Annotated in this window: 16 protein-coding genes; 9 read left to right on the forward strand and 7 right to left on the reverse strand. The window is 46.7% G+C overall.

Annotated elements, in window-relative coordinates; all coding sequences use genetic code 11:
* Positions 1-4: 4 nt before the first annotated feature.
* The 3 genes from dxs to G6R11_RS01925 are packed head-to-tail and all read right to left on the reverse strand — an operon-like array spanning position 5 to position 3,037.
* Positions 5-1,873 (reverse strand): 1-deoxy-D-xylulose-5-phosphate synthase, encoded by a 1,869-nt coding sequence (gene dxs, locus G6R11_RS01915; protein WP_163130963.1) that lies wholly within the window; start codon positions 1,871-1,873, stop codon positions 5-7.
* 34 nt (positions 1,874-1,907) lie between these two features.
* Positions 1,908-2,795 (reverse strand): (2E,6E)-farnesyl diphosphate synthase, encoded by an 888-nt coding sequence (ispA, locus tag G6R11_RS01920; RefSeq protein ID WP_163130965.1) that lies wholly within the window; start codon positions 2,793-2,795, stop codon positions 1,908-1,910.
* Positions 2,792-3,037, reverse strand: coding sequence for an exodeoxyribonuclease VII small subunit (locus tag G6R11_RS01925; protein WP_163130967.1), 246 nt, complete (start codon positions 3,035-3,037; stop codon positions 2,792-2,794). The genes ispA and G6R11_RS01925 overlap by 4 nt, the downstream gene beginning before the upstream one ends.
* Before the next feature lie 223 nt (positions 3,038-3,260).
* On the opposite strand from G6R11_RS01925, the gene pomA reads away from it, so the two are divergent.
* The 4 genes from pomA to G6R11_RS01945 all read left to right on the forward strand — a co-directional run bounded on the left by pomA (position 3,261) and on the right by G6R11_RS01945 (position 7,288).
* Complete coding sequence (gene pomA, locus G6R11_RS01930) at positions 3,261-4,025, forward strand: flagellar motor protein PomA (protein WP_163130969.1); 765 nt, start codon at positions 3,261-3,263, stop codon at positions 4,023-4,025.
* A gap of 10 nt (positions 4,026-4,035) precedes the next feature.
* Complete coding sequence (locus G6R11_RS01935; protein ID WP_163130971.1) at positions 4,036-4,953, forward strand: flagellar motor protein MotB; 918 nt, start codon at positions 4,036-4,038, stop codon at positions 4,951-4,953.
* 170 nt (positions 4,954-5,123) lie between these two features.
* Positions 5,124-6,587 carry a tRNA uracil 4-sulfurtransferase ThiI gene (gene thiI / locus G6R11_RS01940; protein WP_163130973.1) on the forward strand — a complete coding sequence of 488 codons (1,464 nt, stop codon included), beginning with the start codon at positions 5,124-5,126 and terminating at the stop codon, positions 6,585-6,587.
* Between the two features lie 197 nt (positions 6,588-6,784).
* Complete coding sequence (locus tag G6R11_RS01945) at positions 6,785-7,288, forward strand: glycine cleavage system protein R (protein ID WP_163130975.1); 504 nt, start codon at positions 6,785-6,787, stop codon at positions 7,286-7,288.
* Positions 7,289-7,356: 68 nt separating this feature from the next.
* On the opposite strand, the gene G6R11_RS01950 is transcribed toward G6R11_RS01945, so the two are convergent.
* Positions 7,357-7,761, reverse strand: a complete 405-nt coding sequence (locus tag G6R11_RS01950; protein WP_163130977.1) for a CBS domain-containing protein — start codon at positions 7,759-7,761, stop codon at positions 7,357-7,359.
* 314 nt (positions 7,762-8,075) lie between these two features.
* Here G6R11_RS01950 and G6R11_RS01955 point away from each other — a divergent pair, with 314 nt between their 5' ends.
* On the forward strand, positions 8,076-10,784 hold the full coding sequence (locus tag G6R11_RS01955) for a bifunctional acetate--CoA ligase family protein/GNAT family N-acetyltransferase (protein WP_163130979.1): 2,709 nt from the start codon (positions 8,076-8,078) through the stop codon (positions 10,782-10,784).
* Positions 10,785-10,800: 16 nt separating this feature from the next.
* Here the strand turns inward: G6R11_RS01955 and G6R11_RS01960 are convergent, their stop codons facing one another.
* The 3 genes from G6R11_RS01960 to G6R11_RS01970 form a co-directional block, all read right to left on the reverse strand.
* Positions 10,801-11,616, reverse strand: coding sequence for a M14 family metallocarboxypeptidase (locus G6R11_RS01960; protein ID WP_163130980.1), 816 nt, complete (start codon positions 11,614-11,616; stop codon positions 10,801-10,803).
* Between the two features lie 144 nt (positions 11,617-11,760).
* Entirely contained in the window at positions 11,761-12,384 is a 624-nt protein-coding gene (locus tag G6R11_RS01965; protein ID WP_163130982.1) for a hypothetical protein, read from the reverse strand.
* Positions 12,385-12,538: 154 nt separating this feature from the next.
* Positions 12,539-13,441: a LysR family transcriptional regulator gene (locus tag G6R11_RS01970; RefSeq protein ID WP_163130984.1), complete on the reverse strand. Its 903-nt coding sequence runs from the start codon at positions 13,439-13,441 to the stop codon at positions 12,539-12,541.
* Between the two features lie 220 nt (positions 13,442-13,661).
* On the opposite strand from G6R11_RS01970, the gene G6R11_RS01975 reads away from it, so the two are divergent.
* Genes G6R11_RS01975 through G6R11_RS01990 form a run of 4 tightly spaced genes read left to right on the forward strand, consistent with a single transcriptional unit; the run spans position 13,662 to position 19,465 of the window.
* Positions 13,662-14,444: a (Fe-S)-binding protein gene (locus tag G6R11_RS01975; RefSeq protein WP_163130986.1), complete on the forward strand. Its 783-nt coding sequence runs from the start codon at positions 13,662-13,664 to the stop codon at positions 14,442-14,444.
* Positions 14,441-15,913 carry a LutB/LldF family L-lactate oxidation iron-sulfur protein gene (locus G6R11_RS01980; RefSeq protein WP_163130988.1) on the forward strand — a complete coding sequence of 491 codons (1,473 nt, stop codon included), beginning with the start codon at positions 14,441-14,443 and terminating at the stop codon, positions 15,911-15,913. Before G6R11_RS01975 ends, G6R11_RS01980 begins: the two co-directional genes overlap by 4 nt.
* Positions 15,913-16,581: a lactate utilization protein C gene (locus G6R11_RS01985; protein WP_163130990.1), complete on the forward strand. Its 669-nt coding sequence runs from the start codon at positions 15,913-15,915 to the stop codon at positions 16,579-16,581. The genes G6R11_RS01980 and G6R11_RS01985 overlap by 1 nt, the downstream gene beginning before the upstream one ends.
* A 55-nt stretch (positions 16,582-16,636) precedes the next feature.
* Positions 16,637-19,465: an FAD-binding and (Fe-S)-binding domain-containing protein gene (locus G6R11_RS01990; RefSeq protein WP_163130992.1), complete on the forward strand. Its 2,829-nt coding sequence runs from the start codon at positions 16,637-16,639 to the stop codon at positions 19,463-19,465.
* Positions 19,466-19,880: the final 415 nt, after the last annotated feature.

Consider the following 19,880-nt stretch of genomic DNA (forward strand, 5'->3'; position numbering starts at 1 on the left):
CCGCTTAAGCTTGGCTGAAGCTTTCGATTTTCTGCTGAATACCTTTGCTATCTAAACCCAGTAAGTCATAGATTTGTTCTTGGCTACCTTGCTCCACAAAGTTGTCGGGTAGGCCAATGTTCAATACTTTTACTTGGTTAAGCTGCTGAGCAAACAAAAACTCGTTTACCGCAGAGCCTGCGCCGCCTTGTATGGCATTTTCTTCCAGAGTCACTAGCACGTCGTACTCAGCTGCTAAGGCTTTGATACAAGCTTCATCTAGGGGCTTAACAAAGCGCATGTCTACTAAGGTTGCATCTAGTTGCTCGGCCACTGGCGCGGCTTTGCAAAGTAAACTACCAAAGTTAAGAATGGCGACTTTCTTCCCTTCTCGAATGACTCTAGCCTTACCAATGTCCATAGCGGTCATTTCGCTATTTACCGGTGTATTGTCGGCACCACCACGCGGGTAGCGAACCGCTGCCGGGCCTTGATGAAGGTGGCCGGTGTATAGCATTTGACGGCATTCATCTTCATTGGCCGGTGCCATAATCACTAAATTTGGCACGGTACGTAAGTAACTTAAGTCAAAGGCACCTTGGTGAGTAGGGCCATCGGCACCCACAATACCAGCGCGGTCAATGGCAAATAAAACCGGCAGGTTTTGAATCGCCACATCGTGAATTAATTGATCGTAGGCACGCTGCAAAAAGGTACTGTAAATGGCAACTACTGGCTGGTAACCAGCAATGGCTAAGCCTGCTGCGAAAGTTACCGCGTGCTGTTCGGCAATAGCCACATCGAAGTATTGCTCTGGAAACTCTTTAGAAAAGCGCACCATGCCTGAGCCTTCACGCATGGCTGGAGTAATGCCCATCAGCTTTTTGTCTTTGGCTGCCATATCGCATAGCCAGTCACCAAAAACCTTAGAGAAGGTAGGGGCGGCGCCTTTGCTTTTAGGCAAGTTATCTTGGCTAGGGTCAAATTTAGGAACCCCGTGATAGCCAATGGGATCTTGCTCAGCAGGCAGATAGCCTTTACCTTTTTTGGTCATTACATGCAGGATTTGCGGACCTTTTAGATCGCGCATATTACTTAGCGTGCGCACTAAGCCTTTTACATCATGGCCATCAATTGGGCCAATGTAATTAAAACCAAACTCTTCAAATAAAGTACCAGGTACTACCATGCCTTTTAGGTGTTCTTCGGCGCGACGCGCTAATTCCTTAATCGGAGGCATGCCGCTTAGCACTTTTTTACCGCCTTCGCGTAGCGACGAGTACAAAGAGCCAGAAAGAATATTGGCTAAAGAATTGTTCAGTGCACCAACGTTCTCAGAAATCGACATCTCGTTGTCATTAAGAATCACTAACATGTCGTTGTGAATAGCGCCGGCATGGTTTAGTGCTTCAAAGGCCATACCTGCGGTCATTGCGCCATCACCGATAACAGCAACTACCTTACGGCCTTGTTGTTCTTTTTCTGCAGCTATTGCCATGCCTAAGGCGGCACCAATAGACGTGCTTGAATGGCCTACGCTGAGTACATCGTATTCACTCTCGCCACGCCATGGGAAAGGATGCAAACCTTTAAACTGGCGAATGGTCGACATTTTTTCACGGCGACCAGTTAAAATTTTGTGCGGATAAGCTTGGTGACCTACGTCCCAAACCAGTTTATCGAATGGGGTGTTGTATACGTAATGCAAGGCTACGGTGAGTTCAACAGCACCTAGACCCGATGCTAAATGGCCACTCGACTGGCTGACACTGTTAAGAAGGTATTGGCGAAGATCATCACACAGCTCGGGCAGCTGTTGCTGCTCTAACTGGCGAAGTTGCGGAGGCAAGTCAGCCAGAGCAAGTGTAGGGTAATCTTTAATATTCAGTGTCATATAAAATGCTTATCATTATTCTTATTGTTGACGACTAGTTGTTTCGATGTACGACATAATCAGCTAATAAGGCTAGCAACTCACTATTGTAAGGCAAACTCTCTAAGGCTTGAAGCGCTTCTTCACCTAGTTTTTCTGCTTTGTCTATGGCGCCTTGTAGGCCCAGTAAACTAGGGTAAGTGCTTTTATTTAGGGCCTGATCTGAGCCCTGTGGTTTACCTAGAGTGTCGGTATCACTAATTATATCTAAAATGTCATCACGAACTTGAAAGGCTAAGCCTAACGCATCTGCATAACGAGCTAAAGCTTGCTGCTCATTTGCTTGTTCAATGTTGGCACAAACCGCACCTAGCATTACCGCTGCTTTGATAATGGCACCGGTTTTATGTTGGTGCACTTTTTCTAATTGCTCAAGGCTAACCTGTTGGTCGGTAGCTGCAATATCTAAAGCCTGACCGCCACACATACCGTTGTAGCCGGCCGCTTGGCTGAGTATTTTTAACATCGCCACTTTTTGGGCATCGCTAGCGGGGGCTTCGGCAATTAAGCTAAAGGCGAGGCTTTGTAAGGCATCACCCGCCAGTATTGCGGTGGCTTCATCAAAGGCAATATGGCAAGTAGGCTGGCCACGGCGCAGCTCATCATTATCCATGGCAGGTAAGTCATCATGAATTAATGAATAGGCGTGAATGCACTCTACAGCCGCCGCAGCAGCGTTCAGTATTTCTTTGGGTGCCTGAGTTAATTGCCCCACTAAATAAACCAATAGTGGGCGTACTCGCTTACCGCCTAGCAGTAAACCATGGCGCATGGCTGCCAAGAGTTTTGGGTCATTAACAACTTGATTGGCTAAAACACGGTCTAAATGGGTGTTTATTTGGGATTGGTAGTCAGCAATGGTGCTAGCTAAACTAGAATTCACTCAGAAGGCTCCTGTTCTAAGGGTTCTAGTGACTCGCCATTTGGCCCTTGGCGAAGTATTTCTACCTGTTGTTGAGCCTGCTGCAATTTAGCTTGGCCAGCATTGGCTAAACTGATACCACGTTCAAATTGCTTAAGAGAATCTTCTAGGCTTAGCTCACCTTGTTCAAGCTGTTGAACAATGTCTTCAAGTTCATTTAAGGTTTCTTCAAACTTCATCTTTTCTGGTTTTTTTGCAACCATGCTAAAGCCTCTATCAAGCGTATTCTGGCGCAAAGTTACCTTAGCCGTATGGGTAGGTCAAACTTGCGACTCAAGTATTTTAATATTGGCCGATAAATATAGAAGAGCTTGGTAGGTCAAGATATTGAAATGAGAACACAAAATTACCTTCGATTCTGTTTTGCGAGTAGACTAGTATTAGTTTAATTAGAATCTCTAGGCTACAGGTTAAAAGGAAAAAGCAGTGGATTTAGCAACGCTGATTGGGATTATCGGCGCCTTCGCCTTTGTTGTTATGGCGATGGTGATGGGTGGCGGAATTGAGATTTTTATCGACATTCCCTCGGTACTAATTGTTTTTTGTGGCTCCTTGTTTGTTGTATTGATGAAATACAACCTAGGTCAGTTTTTGGGAGCAGTGAAAATTGCGGCCAAGGCTTTTATGTTTAAAGCCGACAAGCCCGATGATCTTATCGAGCGCTCTGTCGAAATGGCTGACGCTGCCCGTAAAGGTGGATTTTTAGCCTTAGAAGAAGCCGAGATCACCAACCCCTTTATGCAGAAAGGCATTGATATGCTAGTGGATGGTCATGACGCAGACGTTGTGCGGGCCACCATGGAAAAGGATATCTTGCTTACCTCGGAGCGCCACGAATTTGGAGCCGGTATTTTTAAGGCTTTAGGTGATGTAGCACCAGCCATGGGGATGATTGGTACTTTGATTGGTCTGGTGGCCATGTTATCTAACATGGATGACCCAAAATCTATTGGTCCTGCCATGGCGGTAGCTTTGTTAACTACTTTGTACGGTGCAATTCTCGCCAACATGGTGGCCATTCCTATTAGCGAAAAACTGCTATTGCGTGCGGGTGAAGAAAAGCTCAACCGCACCTTGATTTTGGATGCGGTATTAGGCATTCAAGATGGCCAGAACCCAAGGGTGATTGAAGGCGTGTTGAAAAACTACTTGCCAGAAGGCAAGCGCTCACTAGGCACAACAGACGAGTAGGTAGCGCAGTATGGAAGAACCTTGCAAGTGCCCCCCCGAAGGACTGCCCGCATGGATGGGCACCTTCGCCGATCTCATGTCTTTGTTGATGTGCTTTTTTGTATTGCTGCTCGCTTTCTCGGAAATGGACGTATTAAAGTTTAAGCAAATTGCCGGTTCAATGAAGTATGCCTTTGGTGTGCAAAACTTATTGGAAGTAAAAGACATTCCAAAAGGGACCTCGGTGATTGCGCAAGAGTTTAGGCCGGGTCGTCCAGAGCCAACACCGATTGAAACTATCATGCAGCAAACCATTGATATGACTCAGGCAAAGCTTGAGTTTCATGATGGTGAAGAAGCCGATGCTGGTGGTCAGCAAAAGGCTGCTGGCCAGCAAACCGGTGGCCGAGCTTCAGCCACTCAAGCTCAGTCCTCACAAAGCCAATCAGAAACTCAAGCTCAACAAAATGAAACGGCAAAACGAATTGCCCAGCAGTTGCGTGATCAGATTGAAGATGGCGCGATTGAAGTGGAGTCACTTGGTCAGCAAATTATTATTCGAGTGCGAGAAAAAGGCGCTTTCCCTTCAGGTTCAGCCTTTTTACAACCTAAGTTTCGTCCGGTTATTCGCCGAGTGGGCGAGGTGATTAAAGACATTCCTGGCATTGTTACCGTGTCTGGCCATACCGATAACCAGCAAGCAGAGTCAGAGCTTTACCGCTCTAACTGGGATCTATCAAGCCAGCGAGCTGTGTCGGTGGCTCATGAGCTGATTAAAGTGCGCGGCTTTGCTGAAGAACGACTGGTTGTGAGCGGCTTAGCGGATACTCAACCACTATTGAAAAACAACACTCTTGAGAACCGTCGTCGTAATCGCCGGGTAGAAATTGGCATTATGCAAGGTAAGGCCTCTCAATCGGGTGAGATTGCCGTCTCAGGAGAAGAATAAATAAACCAGCTCGCTTAACTCTGTTAAGCTCGCTTAACTTCCTTTCTACTTTACTACCTTCTATTTTCATTTGATAAATAAGCACCAAAGCGAGCTAAACTAAACATTATTGGCTCACTGCCTAAACACGCGGTATAATTCGCGCCCAAATTTATCAAGGCCCTAGAGTTATGAAGTTCATCGTTAAACTATTTCCAGAAATTGCCATGAAGAGTAAGCCGGTTCGTAAGCGCTTCAGCAAAATTCTTCAAAGCAATATTCGCAATGTAATTAGTCCAATCGATGAAACTATTCGTGTGCGTTTAGACTGGGACCGCATGGTGGTTACCTCGCGTAACGACAGTGAAGAAAATCGCGCCGCGTTGATTCAAGCGCTTTCTTCTACCCCAGGTATCGTTCACTTCTTGGAAGTGAAACAGCATAGCTACACCGACCTACATAATATCTATGAGCTCACTTTTGATGCTTGGAAAGATCGCCTAAAAGATAAAACCTTTTGTGTGCGCGTTAAGCGCAGTGGTCAGCAAGATTTTTCATCAATTGAAGTAGAACGCTATGTTGGTGGTGGCTTAAACCAACACTGTGAAAGCAATGGCGTACGTTTAAAGAATCCTGATGTCACGGTAAAAATCGAAATTACCGACGATGTGATGTATTTGGTGCAAGAGAAGCACCCTGGCTTAGGCGGCTTCCCTATTGCCACTCAAGAAAGCGTATTGTCGTTAATCTCTGGTGGCTTCGACTCTGGGGTATCCAGCTACCAGCTCATTAAACGTGGCGCTAAAGTACATTACTGCTTCTTTAATCTAGGTGGCCGAGCTCATGAGTTAGGCGTGAAGCAAGTGGCGCATCACTTATGGAAGCGCTTTGGCTCATCACATCGAGTTAAGTTTGTAGCCATCGACTTCGACCCTGTAGTCAATGAGATCCTTGAGAACGTTGATAACGGCCAAATGGGCGTGGTACTCAAGCGTATGATGGTGCGAGCCGCGTCTAAAGTAGCGCAGCAGCTGGATATTCCTGCGCTAGTAACTGGCGAAGCGGTAGGGCAGGTCTCTAGTCAAACCTTGGTGAATTTAAGCATGATTGACAGAGTCTCAGAAACCTTGATTCTACGCCCGCTAATTGCCACCGATAAACAAGACATTATTGATACCGCCAAACATATCGGCACCAATGACTTTGCCGAGACCATGCCAGAATACTGTGGCGTTATTTCAAATAAACCCACGGTAAAAGCGGTTGAATCTAAGTTGCTGGCCGAAGAGCAAAACTTCGATTTCGCCATCCTAGATAAGGTAGTCGAAGACAGCCGCATTACTGATATTCGCGACGTGACTAAAGAAGCTGACGAGCAAGTAACCGAAGTCGCTAGTGAAGAAGAACTAGCACAAGATAAAGAAGCGGTAGTCTTGGATATTCGCTCGATAGAAGAACAGGAGCAGCAGCCTTTCTCCATCGACGGTGTTGAAGTAAAGCATATTCCATTCTTTAAACTATCAACTCAGTTTGGCGATTTAGACCAATCTAAGCATTACATGCTGTATTGTGACCGCGGTGTAATGAGTAAATTGCAGGCTTTGTATTTGCAAGATGCGGGTTTTAAAAACGTCGCTGTTTATAGCAAAAAATAAGCATGAAGAGAGCCGACGAAAGTCGGCTTTTTTGTAAACTTTACCAAGCAAACTCGTTAATAACTATGCGTTTTTCTGCCTACTTAGCATTTTTGCAAGCTTTTACTGATGGCTCACTCAAATCCTGCGTTTTGTCACACCGTTTGCTGCTAGGTGGTATAAACTTAAATTAGGTTTTAGCACAAAGGGGTAGATGTATGAGCGCTCTATTTTTAGTTACTGCCATGGGTGAAGATAAGCCCGGTACGCTAAATCGCTTGGCCGATATCACCCACTCTCATCAAGGAAAGTGGTTAAGTAGTCGGGTTGTAAATTTAGACGGGCAAGTGGCTTGTATCTTCAAAGTGCAGGTTCCGCAAAAAAACAGTCAGGCCTTGCAGCAAGCTTTGCTCGCAGTGGACGACTTACACTTAACCATAAATGACTGTAAACCCGCTCACTTAACTCAAAGTGAGTCATTAAGTTTGGTGATTGACGCTGAAGACCGCCCTGGCTTAATTAACGACATAACGCGTTTATTGGTGGGGCATGGAGTTAATGTTAATAAGCTCGAATGCCATCGAATGAGCGTGCCCGAAGCTGGCGGCAGCGTGTTTACTGCTGAACTAGACCTTATGGTGCCAGATAGTGAAAACACCGCAGGGATTATTGCCGAGATAGAAAGTTTGCAATCTCAGATGGTGGTAAACCAAGTTCACTAAATTAATTGGTAAACAGTAAAAAAGGGCAGCTAGCTGCCCTTTTTAGTGAGTAATGAATGCTGGTTTAATTATTTAAGATTAAATTCCTTCACAGCATGAAGAATGCTTCGAATACTGTATTGACCAATAAATTTGCCATTCTGCACCACTGGCATTCTGCGACGTTTTTCCTTAATTAACTTTTCCGCCACAGCAAGAATATCCATGTCGGTGCCAATAATATCTACTTCTTCACTCATGTAATCAGAGACTGGGCCGCCAATCTCACCATGATAAGTGCCTTTTAAAATGGCCTGTAAGCAATCAATTTCAGAAATAACGCCTACTACTTCACGTCGCTCGTTAATAACGGTCGCGCCAGAAACCTTGGCAGTAATCATGATATCAATGGCTTCAAATAGTGAGTTTGAAGGGGTAACCGTAACCGGATTTTTGGTCATGTAGTCAATTGCACGAATAGAGGTTAACGGCATGCTTTCTTCCTTAAAATTGCAGGGTTTCTTTAAGATATGAATAAAAAAAACGCTTTTTGTCCAGTTGTTTGTATAAAAAACTAGTGCGAGTTAAAAAAACCAAGGTGACTTTGAATTAATTGTAGTTGTAATGTTGCTCAATAGTCGTATTTTTTGTGGGTAATTAGATTAATAGCCCTTTGGTTACTCTAATTGCTCTGCTTACTACCTTGGTCTAGCGATGTAAATTGTGTGAACAATGAATACTTTAGTCTTAGCCGATACACGTTACACTTGAGCTTAATTGCTTAAGTTCAGCCAAAGAGATCCCGCTAATGAGTCAACGCAAGCTGCATGATTTGTTTTCGCCAAAGTCTATCGCGGTTATTGGCGCATCTAATCGTTCCTCACGCCCAGGCAATGTGGTAATGAAAAACCTGATGAGTGCAGGTTTTAATGGCCCCGTTATGCCGGTAAGCCCTAAATATAAAGCGGTGTTAGGCGTACTGGCTTATCCAAGTATCGAGAAGCTCCCGCAGCGGCCAGACCTCGCCATTATTTGTGTTAACGCCAGCCGCCTGCCAGAGGTTGTGGAAAAGCTCGGCCAATTTGGCTGCAAGGCGGCGATTATTACCGCCGGTGGTTTAGACATTACTTTGGAAGGACAAGAACAAAGTGTTGCAGAGCAGGTTCTGGCATTTGGCCAGCGCTACGGCATGCGTATTTTAGGTCCAAACAGTTTGGGTTTAATGCTGCCCAACATTGGCCTAAACGCTTCCTTTGCACACGCTAATAGCCAGCCCGGCAAAATCGCCTTTGTATCGCAATCGGCTGCGGTGTGCACAACCGTACTTGATTGGGCAAACAACAAGGGCATTGGATTCTCATCTTTCATCTCATTGGGGGATGCTTTAGACATCGACTTTGGCGAACTGCTCGACTTCTTAGCTCGAGACGCCAAAACCCAAGTGATTATGTTGTATATCGACTCGGTGAAAGACACTCAACGCTTTATGTCGGCGGCTCGAGCTGCCTCGCGCAACAAAGCCATATTGGTGATTAAGTCTGGCCGCAGCCGCTTAGGCGCGCAAGCCGCAGCGCTGCATACTGGTGGCTTAGTCGGTAACGATGCGGTATACGATGCAGCCTTTAAGCGTGCTGGTATGTTGCGTGTGAAAGATCTTCACGAGTTATTTGCTGCAGTAGAAACGTTAACCTACGCCAACCCTCTGCAAGGCGAACGCTTAGCCATACTAAGTAATGGCGGTGGCCCAGCTGTGCTGGCGGTAGATGCTTTGATGGAGCGCGGGGGTAAACTGGCAGAATTCTCTCAAGAAACCCTAGCAAAGCTCTCCGAGGTGCTACCCAGTGCTTGGTCAGGGCAAAACCCTTTGGATATTGTTGGTGACGCAGACCCAAGCCGCTACGCTAAAGCCTTAGACATTGTGGCTAGCTCGGGCGAAGCCGACGCACTGCTATTAATGCATGCACCTTCTGCCTTAGCCGGCGCCGAGTCTACAGCCGACGCTTTAATTAACGTAATTAAGCAAGACAGCAAGGCGCGCCGTTTAAATATTCTTACCAACTGGATGGGCGAAGAAACCGCTTATTCAGGCCGCTTGGCTTTCACCAAGGCAGGCATTCCTACTTACCGCACTCCCGAGGGGGCAGTGGGCGCATTTATGCATATGGTGGAGTTTCGCCGCAACCAAAAGCTGTTGTCGGAAACCCCCAGCACCACTGACAGAACCTTAGTTGATCAATCGGCTAAGCAAGTGCTCCAGCAAGCGATAGCTAAAAATATACTTGTACTGGAAACCCATGACGCCAAGCCCCTGTTGCACGCTTATGGTTTGCAAACTATCGATACCTGGTTTGTACACAATGTTGAAGAAGCCATTAGCTGTGCCGATAAAATCGGTTATCCGGTAGCTTTAAAAATTCAATCGCCCGATATATTGCATAAATCAGATGTGCATGGGGTGAGCTTAAACATTAATAACCAGCATGAGCTGGAAATAGCCGCAGAATCAATGCTCGACCGAGTTAAACAAGCCTACCCGCAAGCCAAGGTTGAAGGCATGATCTTGCAGCGAATGGCCTTAACTGCTGGCGCACAAGAGCTGCGTGTGGCGGTAATTAATGACCCAGTATTTGGCCCCGCGATTTTCTTAGGCGAGGGCGGTTCAGAGTGGGACGAAACCCAAGATGCGGCGGTAGCCCTTCCTCCACTTAACATGAGTTTGGCGCGCTACTTGGTTATCTCAGCGCTTAAAGCAGAAAAGATTCGAGACAGACGTTTGCCTAATGGCTTAAAAATGCAGGCGCTTTGCAACATGTTAACTCGGCTCTCAAATCTAATTATTGATTGCCCAGAGATTGCCCGCTTAGATCTTAATCCTGTGCTAGCTGCCGGTGATAACATTACTTTGCTGGACGTGAATATGCGTTTGCAAAAAAGCGATGAGCGCTCAAGCCAGCGCCTTGCTATTCGCCCTTATCCCAAAGAGCTTGAAGAATATTGCCAAACTAAAAGTGGCACTAAAGTACTGCTTCGCCCGATTTTGCCGGAAGATGAGCCAAACCACTTAGCTTTTGATTCATCGCTTACCGAAGAAGATCGCTACAAGCGTTACTTTGGCGCGCGCGGTCAAATGACCCATGAAGAAATGGCGCTATTAACTCAAATTGATTATGCCCGAGAAATGGCCTTTATTGCGGTAGATGAACAAGCTGAAGACGACCGGATGATATTAGGTGTAGTACGCGCCAGCATTGACCCCGATAACTTAGATGCCGAATTTGCCATGGTGGTGAGAAGTGACCTACAAGGCCAAGGCTTAGGCAAGCACTTGCTGCAAAAGTTAAAACGCTACTATCAACAAATGGGCACTCAAACTTTAAGCGGCATGACCATGATTCAAAACCGTGGCATGGCAGGTTTGGCCAAACATCTTGGTTTTAAAGTTAAGTTTGAGCTGGAAGATGGGGTAATTGAAATGCAGCTTGAACTACAAAACAATCCCCCAACCAATAATGAGTAGCTAGGATCTAAAGAACCTAGTTAGCGCTTGAGTTTACAAACTGCTGCATCACTGCGCAGTTTGCATTAATGCGCTGGTCAAAGTCTTCTAGAGCTGGGGTTTCGCTGCACGCACCTTGCTTAGCGCCAATGCGCACTAAGCATGACTCAAAAGAGCTATCGTAGTGGTTGTGAATTAAACCATCGTCAAGCGGGCAACCATCAATACTGTTGTCTTCTGCCACCGAAAAGTACTCGGCTAAGCTGTTGCGCAAACCATAACTGAAGCTGCCGGCTGCTTGCTCAGGCTCAAACGAATACACGTAGCAGTGGTGCTGCAATACATCCTCATGACAGGTAAGTATGCCGTCTCGGCTTAGGGCTTTAAGCAAAGCTTGCTGCTTGATTAACAGCTTACCTTCTTGCGAACTTTCCTCGGTTTCCACTGCATTACCATCGGCGACACCGAAGCCGCGATTAGGGTTTTCTCCTTGAATGTTAAAGCGATGCCCAGCTTTAAAACCAGTAGGATTTACTAGCGGCAATAAGCTTAGGTTTACGCTTGTGAAAACCTGTTCACTGAGCTGGCTAAGAAACTTTAACATGCCCCAAGGGCCAGCAGCCTCTTCACCATGAAAGCCAGCACTAATCAATATATTGGGTAGATGCTCCTGAGGCGCGGGTGAGCAATACAAATCCACCGGATAGTTTTCAATGTCGCCGAGGGTTTGTTTTAGCATGCCTAAGCGCTGCATTTGTTCACTAAGTAGTGAATAAAATCTGTCGATGTCATTGCTGGCGCAGCCAAATTGTTGAGACTGCCAATGAAACTGTTGGAATGAAGAACGACTCACAACCTAAGCTCCTGCATGGTTACGTGATTGGATACACGAACACTACCAGTAGTTTTGCCTAGGCTCTAGTCTGGAACGGCATTTACTTGTTTTCTATTTGCTTTTTAAAGTATTGGTGGGCGGGGCTTGAATGACTAAATTGGCTTAATCGTCGTCATCTGGATATTGGCTCACGACTTCAGCAAGTTCTTGTTGAAACAGCTCTGCAATCGCTCGATGTTTATCACTTAAATAGAAGTAGCTTTGAATAGTGACGTAGGGAGAGCCAAAACAGGGCTTTATTTGTAACTTCTCTACATCATCAAGTAGGAATTCAACGGAGCGTTTACTGGCAGGGAAGTAGTCTGCTCGACCTCGCCTTAGCATTTCTACCATTTGTTGTGGTGTTGAGACTTTCTCGTGACCCATTTCAGATATGTTGTAAAACATATTGAAGTAAGGAATACCGTTTAAGCCAACCGGCTTAAAATTTTTTAGTTGCTGAGGGTCGCTCACGCAGTTTTGCTCGCTAGGCACCCAAATCCACAATGATGACCTTTCGATAGGCACATCAATTTTTATCATATTGTTGGAATCACGACCGGGAATGTCATAGGGAAAAGCTTCGCCATCTAACTCGCCATTTTGTACTAGGCGGTGGGCACGGGCTTCGGGTAGAGGAATAAGCTCTAATTCAATGTCTATATTTTCTGCAGCTTCACTCAAGTAGTCTAAGCCTGGCTCATCTTCGCCCGAATCTAAATCGTAGTCGAGCACAGCTACTTTCATCAACGCTGCTGCGTTAATGCTACAAGATATAAAAAAAAGACTCGCTGCGAACAAAGGCGCGGCCATAATTACCTAGGCATTTTATTGGCTTAAGCAAAGTATAGAGGGCATTTCAGCTAAGCTGATTGTATTTTAGCCATTTTGTGCTGAATGCCTAAAAATACTCCGAAATGGCTAGGTAATGCTGCCTAATATGTTCGATCAGCAATTTGATTTTTTTCGGTTGTTGGCGGGTAAACGGATACATGGCGTAAATACCCAGCACCTTTGCCGCTTGTCCTACTAGCACTTCTTGTAAGTCTTGCGTGGCTAAATCCTGGTAGACCAAACAGCGCGGCACATAAATTAAACCGTGCCCCGCTAAAGCGGTTTTACGTAAGGCCCGAGCATTGTTGGTGCTAAAACCACTATTGATGCGAATGGCTTGCGTATTGCTGCCAACCTTAAATAGCCAGTCTTCGGCACCACCTTCTTGGTAGCTATAACTTAAGCAGCGGTGTTGTTTAAGTTCATCGGGGGTGGCGGGAGTACCATGTTGCTTTAAGTAGGCAGGGCTGGCTACAACCACCCAGTGCGAGTCGATAATGTGTCGAGCAATTAACGAAGAGTCGGGCAAGCTGCCGGTACGAATCACCAAATCGAAGCCATCTTCTAATAGGTCGACGAAGCGGTTGTCCATCGACATCTCAATACTAATTTCGGGGTGTTGCTCGCTAAAAGCCGCTAAGGCTTCGGCAAGTAGTAACTCCCCAGAAATTGTAGGTACGCTAATACGAATTTTGCCACTTAGGCTTTCGCCATATTCGCCTACTTCGGCGAAGGCTTCTTGGGCGCTCAAAGCTATGTTTTTCGCTTGGCTGTAAAGCGCTTGGCCTGCCTCGGTTAGGCTAAGTTTGCGAGTAGTGCGGTAAAGCAGCTGCACAGCGAGTTGTTGCTCTAACCTCGCCACGCGTTTACTCACCACCGAGTTGGTTAACTCGCGCTGTTCAGCCACTCGGGAGAATGAACCCTGCTCGACTACATCAGCAAATAAAATCAAATCATCTACATTAGGCATGTTTTGGAAATAATTAATTTCTTTGTTTCTATATATGGATAAATAACCAAGGTGTAAAGTAAATGTTAATTAAAGGTTTGTTTTTAGCTAAAGCTTGCATAGCAGTTCACGCTTTACTTGCACTAAGGTCTGATTTTCGCCCGCGCATAAACAACTAGAATCAAAGCTGAAATGCTAAACCTTAATGAATAACGTGTTGTTCTAAGAGTAAGGAAAAGGGATGAGCCAAACGGGATTAAGGATTTACCCCAGCAAACCACATAAGGTGTATTTTTATGCCACGTGTTTGTTGGACGTGCTCGATCCCGATGGTGGCATTGCAGCCATAGAGCTTATCGAACAACAAGGGGTAGAAGTAGTTTGGGTCGAAAAGCAAAGTTGTTGCGGCCAACCTGCATATACCTCTGGCTATCAAGGCCAAGCTAAAACCGTTGCCTTAAGCCAAATGGAACTGTTCCCCAAAAACTATCCCATTGTGGTGATGTCTGGCTCTTGCGCCGGAATGATGTTTAAACACTACCCCCAGCTATTTAAGAATGACGAGATTTACGCTGACCAAGCGGAAGCATTTGCTGAGCGGGTGTTCGAGTTCAGTGAATTTTTAGCCCACATTTGCCGAGCAAAACTGCATGACCAAGGCCCCTTAAGCTCGGTGGTATTGCATACCTCTTGCAGCGGAAGGCGAGAGTTAGGCATACATGCAAGCTCGCAAGCCCTGCTGTCACAACTCAAAAACGTAGAGCTTAAAAAAGCCGATTACGAAACTGAATGCTGTGGCTTTGGCGGCAGCTTTGCACTGCGCCATAGCGAGATTAGCGAAGCTATGGTGGAAGACAAGGCAAAGCATCTAAAACAATCTGGTGCTAACTACTTAGTGAGTGCCGATTGGGGTTGTTTAGCCAATATCAACGGCCACTTAGCCTACCGCGGAGAAGGCAATCAGTTTAGCGGCCAGCACCTAGCTAGCTTTTTATGGCAGCGCACCTTAGGAGCTAAGGCATGAGTGTGCAACATGACCAAGCCAGCCAATTTAAGCAGCAAGCTAGCGATGCCTTAGCCGATCCACAACTGCGTAGTAACTTTCGCGGCGCAATGGATTACTTACAACAAAAGCGTAAAGACGCCTTCAGCGATGAGCAAGAGCTCGCGCAACTTCGTGAACATGCAGAGAACATTCGCCAACGCTGTTTAAGCAAGCTGCCACAGCTATTAGAGCAGCTAGAGAAAAACTGCCAAGCCAATGGAATACAAGTGCATTGGGCCGAAGATACCAGCCAAGCTCAACAGCTGATTGCCGAATTAATTCAGCAAAAAGGTGCTAGCAAGGTGGTTAAAGGCAAGTCGATGGTGACTGAAGAAATCGAGCTTAACCAGCACTTAGAAAACCTTGGCATTGAGTGTGTCGAAAGCGACATGGGTGAGTACATTGTGCAGCTGGCCCAAGAAACTCCTTCACACATCATCATGCCGGCGATTCACAAAAACAAACAACAAGTGGCCGATTTATTCCAACAGCATATTAAAGACTTTGACTACACCTTGTCGGTAGACAAGCTAATCCAAACTGGCCGCGAGGTTCTGCGAACTAAGTTTAAACAAGCCGATGTGGGCATCTCTGGCGTTAACTTTGCGGTGGCTGAAACCGGCACCTTGTGTTTGGTTGAAAACGAAGGCAATGGCCGAATGACGACCACTGTTCCGCCCTTACACATTGCGGTAACCGGCATAGAGAAAGTGGTGGAGTTTTTAAGTGATGTACCACCACTATTTAACATATTAACTCGCTCGGCCACGGGCCAGCAGATCACCACTTATTTCAATATGATCTCAGGGTCACGGCGCGCGCCAGAGCGTGATGGCCCAAGTGAAGTGCATTTGGTATTGCTGGATAATGGTCGCTCGCAAGCCTATGCCGATGAAGCCTTACGTAAAACACTGCAATGTATTCGTTGCGGAGCCTGCATGAATCACTGCCCTGTTTATACTCGGGTGGGCGGCCATGCCTATGGCACCACTTATCCTGGACCCATTGGTAAAATCATCTCCCCACACTTGCAGGGCTTAGAGCAAACCAGTGACTTGGTGACCGCCTCTAGTCTATGTGGCGCTTGCGAAGAAGTCTGTCCGGTTAAGATCCCCATTCCCAGTTTACTGCAGCGCTTACGCCACGATGCCAAATTGCCCGCAGCTAAGCAGGCTGCCAGCCTTAAAGGCCAAGCCAGTGCCGCCAGCAGTTTAGAACATAATGCCTGGCGAGTATGGGCATGGCTTAGCACTCACCCCCGTTTTTATAATTGGGCGATGGCTGTTGGGGTAAAATTTGCCAAGTACTTACCCATGCCCATGGGAGAGTGGACGCGCTGTCGCAGCAAGCCGGAACTGGCAGAGCAAACCTTCCATCAAAAAATGAAGCAGCGCGCAGCTAAGCAGGCATCTGAGTCTGTAGCGTCTGTGAACAAAGGAGCAAACTAATGGCCGCCAGTACCACTAGTGCCAAGCAAAATATTATCCAGCGCTTAAAGGCTGTATCGGCCTTGGCGCCAGCAAACTCTAGCACCAGTTATAAAGCTTGGCAGGCACAATCTGCAGCGCAGCGTTTAGCCCGTTTTAAGCAAGCTTTAGTGGCTGCCCACGCGGAGGTGCTTAGCCTTACTAGCTCTAGCCAATTATCTGCCTGTTTGCTTGAGTTACATCAGCAGCATAAGTGGCAATCTGCCATGTGTGGAATCGGCGGCGAGTGGCACTCTTTTATTAAGCTGGCTTTGGCCGACAAGCTGCAACTCAGCCATTTCTCACAGCCATTTGAGCAACATAAACACGCCTTGTTTGAAAACACCCAAGTTACCTTTACCGCTTGCGATGCAGGCATTGCTGATACTGGCACCTTAGTGCTTAAGCCCAGCGCTGAAGAGCCGCGCAGTTTATCGCTAATTGCGCCCTGTCATGTAGCCGTTATTAAAGCCAGCCAAATTGTAGATAATTTCGCTCAGCTAATGGCCGAGCAGCACTGGCAGCAAGGTTTACCCAGCAATGTGGTGTTGATTTCGGGGCCATCTAAAACCGCTGATATTCAGCAAACCTTAGCCTACGGCGCCCATGGCCCCAGCGAGTTAGTTGTGATTGTGATTGACGGCGAATAGCCGAACAAATTTTACTTTTTAAAGTACCAGCAGAATCAGTGGAGTAGCAAAAAGCATGACTCAAGCACACACCGAGTTAGACGGACCTTACCTAAAATTGTTTGAACAACTGTCGCTTAAGCTAGCCTCCGAGCAGCTTATGAGCAGTAAAGCGCAAACCTTGGCTTATGGCACCGATGCCAGCTTTTACCGCTTAATCCCTAAACTGGTGGTTAAGGTGAACAGCTTGGATCAGCTGCAGTTGGTAATGGCTAACTGCGCTGAGTTAGCGCTGCCTTATACCTTTCGGGCCGCAGGTACTAGCTTGTCGGGCCAAGCGATTAGTGATTCGGTGCTTATTTTGCTGAGCGATGATTGGCGTTCTCATCAAATTTTGGAAGACGGCAATAAAATTAGCCTGCAACCGGGTGTAATAGGTGCTGATGCTAATCGCTATCTAGCGCCGTTTCAGCGAAAAATTGGCCCTGATCCCGCTTCCATTAACGCCTGTAAAATTGGCGGCATTGCGGCCAATAATGCCTCGGGCATGTGTTGCGGTACTGCACAAAACTCTTATCATACAATGGCTTCTATAACTTTGGTGTTTTCTGACGGCACGGTGCTTAATACCGGTGATCCGCAAAGTGTTGCAGCCTTTAAACAAAGCCATGCTAGTTTGTTGGAGCAGCTAAGTGAACTGGCGCAAACCACCCAACAGAACCAAGCTTTAGCCGACAAAATTCGCCATAAATATCGGCTTAAAAATACCACCGGTTATAGCTTAAATGCACTCGTGGACTTTAGCGATCCCTTCGATGTTTTGCAGCACTTAATGATTGGCTCAGAAGGGACTTTAGCCTTTATAGCCGAGCTTACCTACAACACCGTGGAAGAGCATCCGCACAAAGCTTCAACTTTATTAGTATTTGAAAACAGCGAGATAGCCTGTAAGGCGGTGCAGGTAATAGCCAAACAGCCAGTGGCAGCGGTAGAGCTAATGGACGGCCGCGCCTTAGCATCGGTAGCCAATCAGCCGGGCATGCCTGAGTTTATCGCCGACCTAGATAATCAAGCCTGCGCTTTACTAGTGGAAACGCGTGGTAGCCAAGCCGATGAATTAAGCCAACTGTGCCAACAAGTGATGGACAGTTTGCTTGATTTCCCCCGCATCGGTGAGGTTGCGTTTACCACTAAATCTGCCGAAACCGCAGCCCTTTGGGCCATTCGCAAAGGCATGTTCCCAGCCGTGGGCGCGGTGCGAGAAACTGGCACCACGGTGATTATCGAAGACGTGGCTTTTCCAGTAGAACGTCTTGCTAATGGCGTAAACGAGCTGCAAGCGCTGTTTACCAAACATGGCTATCACGAAGCGATTATTTTTGGCCACGCGCTAGCTGGTAACCTGCACTTTGTCTTTACCCAAGGCTTCGAAGACCCGGATGAAGTGGCGCGTTATGGACGCTTTATGGATGAAGTAAGCCAACTGGTGGCGGTGAAATACCAAGGTTCACTAAAAGCCGAGCATGGCACTGGCCGCAACATGGCACCCTTTGTTGAGCTAGAGTGGGGCGCCGAGGGGATCGCACTTATGCAGCAAATTAAGCACTTGTTTGACCCGCAAGGTTTGCTTAACCCCGGAGTTATTCTTAATGACGACAAACAAGCACATTTAGCTAATTTAAAACCAATGCCAGCCGCCGATGACTTAGTGGATAAGTGTATTGAGTGTGGCTTTTGCGAACCGGTTTGCCCCTCGCGCAGTTTAAGTTTAAGCCCACGACAACGGATAGTGCTGTATCGAGAACTTAGCGAGTTGCGCCGCAGTGGCGATAAACCCTTGCGCTTAGCCGAACTAGAAAAAGACTTTAAGTACCAAGGCGTAGATACCTGCGCCGCAGTAGGTTTGTGCGCAGACCGTTGCCCCGTAGGCATTAATACCGGAGATTTAGTGCGAAAACTTCGAGAGAAGCAATACGCCAAACATCAAGACATAGCCCGTTGGACAGCTGAGCATTTCTCTAGCGTAGCCACTATGACGCGCTTAGGATTAGGAACTGCTGAACTGGGCCACAAAGTATTGGGCGACAAAGCCCTCGGTGCGATAAGCAAAGGCATTACAAAAGTCTCGGCAGGCAAAGTGCCTACCTGGAACCCGAGTTTTCCGCGGCGGGCAAAGTATCAACCCCCTCAAGCGCGCTTTCATAAACAAAAGGTCGTGTATATTCCATCCTGTGCTTCGCGCACTATGGCGCCACCGGCAGATGCTATCGACCCGCGCCCCTTGCTAGAAGTGACTTGCAGCGTGTTAGAAAAAGCCGGTTTTGAGGTGATAATTCCCGACAATGGTGATGAGCTATGTTGCGGCATGCCTTATCACAGCAAAGGCATGTTTGATTTGGCTAGCAGCAAATCTCAACAGCTAGAAGACAGCATTTGGCAACTTAGCGAACATGGCCGCTGGCCAGTACTTATGGACACCAGTCCCTGTGCAAAACGCAGTAAAGAGCAGTTTGAGAAAGACTTAGATATTCACGAACCCATCGGCTTTATTCACCAGCACGCCTTAGACAAGCTAGAGATTGCCATGCTCGACGAGCCAGTAATGCTGCATTTAACTTGTAGCTCTAGGCGAATGGACATGCACGATCCCTTATTAAGCATTGCCAAGCGCTGCGCCAAACAAACAGTATTGCCAGAGCATATATATTGCTGCGGCTGGGCAGGAGACAAAGGCTTTACCACCCCTGAGTTAAACCAAGCCGCACTTGCGCCACTTAAAGCCCAAGTGCCAGAAGGCTGCACCCGCGGTTACAGCAATAGCCGAACCTGCGAAATAGGCTTATCGCAGCATAGCGGAGTGGTGTATCAATCGATATTGTATTTAGTCGATGAAGTGAGCTTGTAAAGTTCTGAGCAAACAAGCTTATAGCTAAGAGTGATAATTTGGTTTGTAGAGTTTGAGTTAACGCCGCGCTAAGCGGACGGAAATTGTTGGCTATTGTGCGGAGTTAAGCTGAACTAAGCTAACTGTTTTTATTCCGCTAAAAGCGCTTGTTAGAGATTGCTCTCTATACGGTTACTTTAATCCGTATGTAAGTACAGCTCCAAGGACAACTATTAGAATAGGAATCCATAACTTTTCTATTCTAAACAAGCTGCTTTGCTTTGAAACTGTCGGCTTTTCAAGGTAATCAACACCTAGAGTAGTTAACCTTAAATTTTGATATTCAAATTCGGTCGGCGATGAAGATGACGTAACATCTTCACCATAAACTAAGCCCCTCTCACAAAGGTCATTAACAATGTAACAGTCAACTCCC

Origin of the sequence: Agarivorans sp. Alg241-V36 (genome assembly GCF_900537085.1) — a bacterium.
Taxonomy (GTDB): Bacteria; Pseudomonadota; Gammaproteobacteria; order Enterobacterales; family Celerinatantimonadaceae; genus Agarivorans.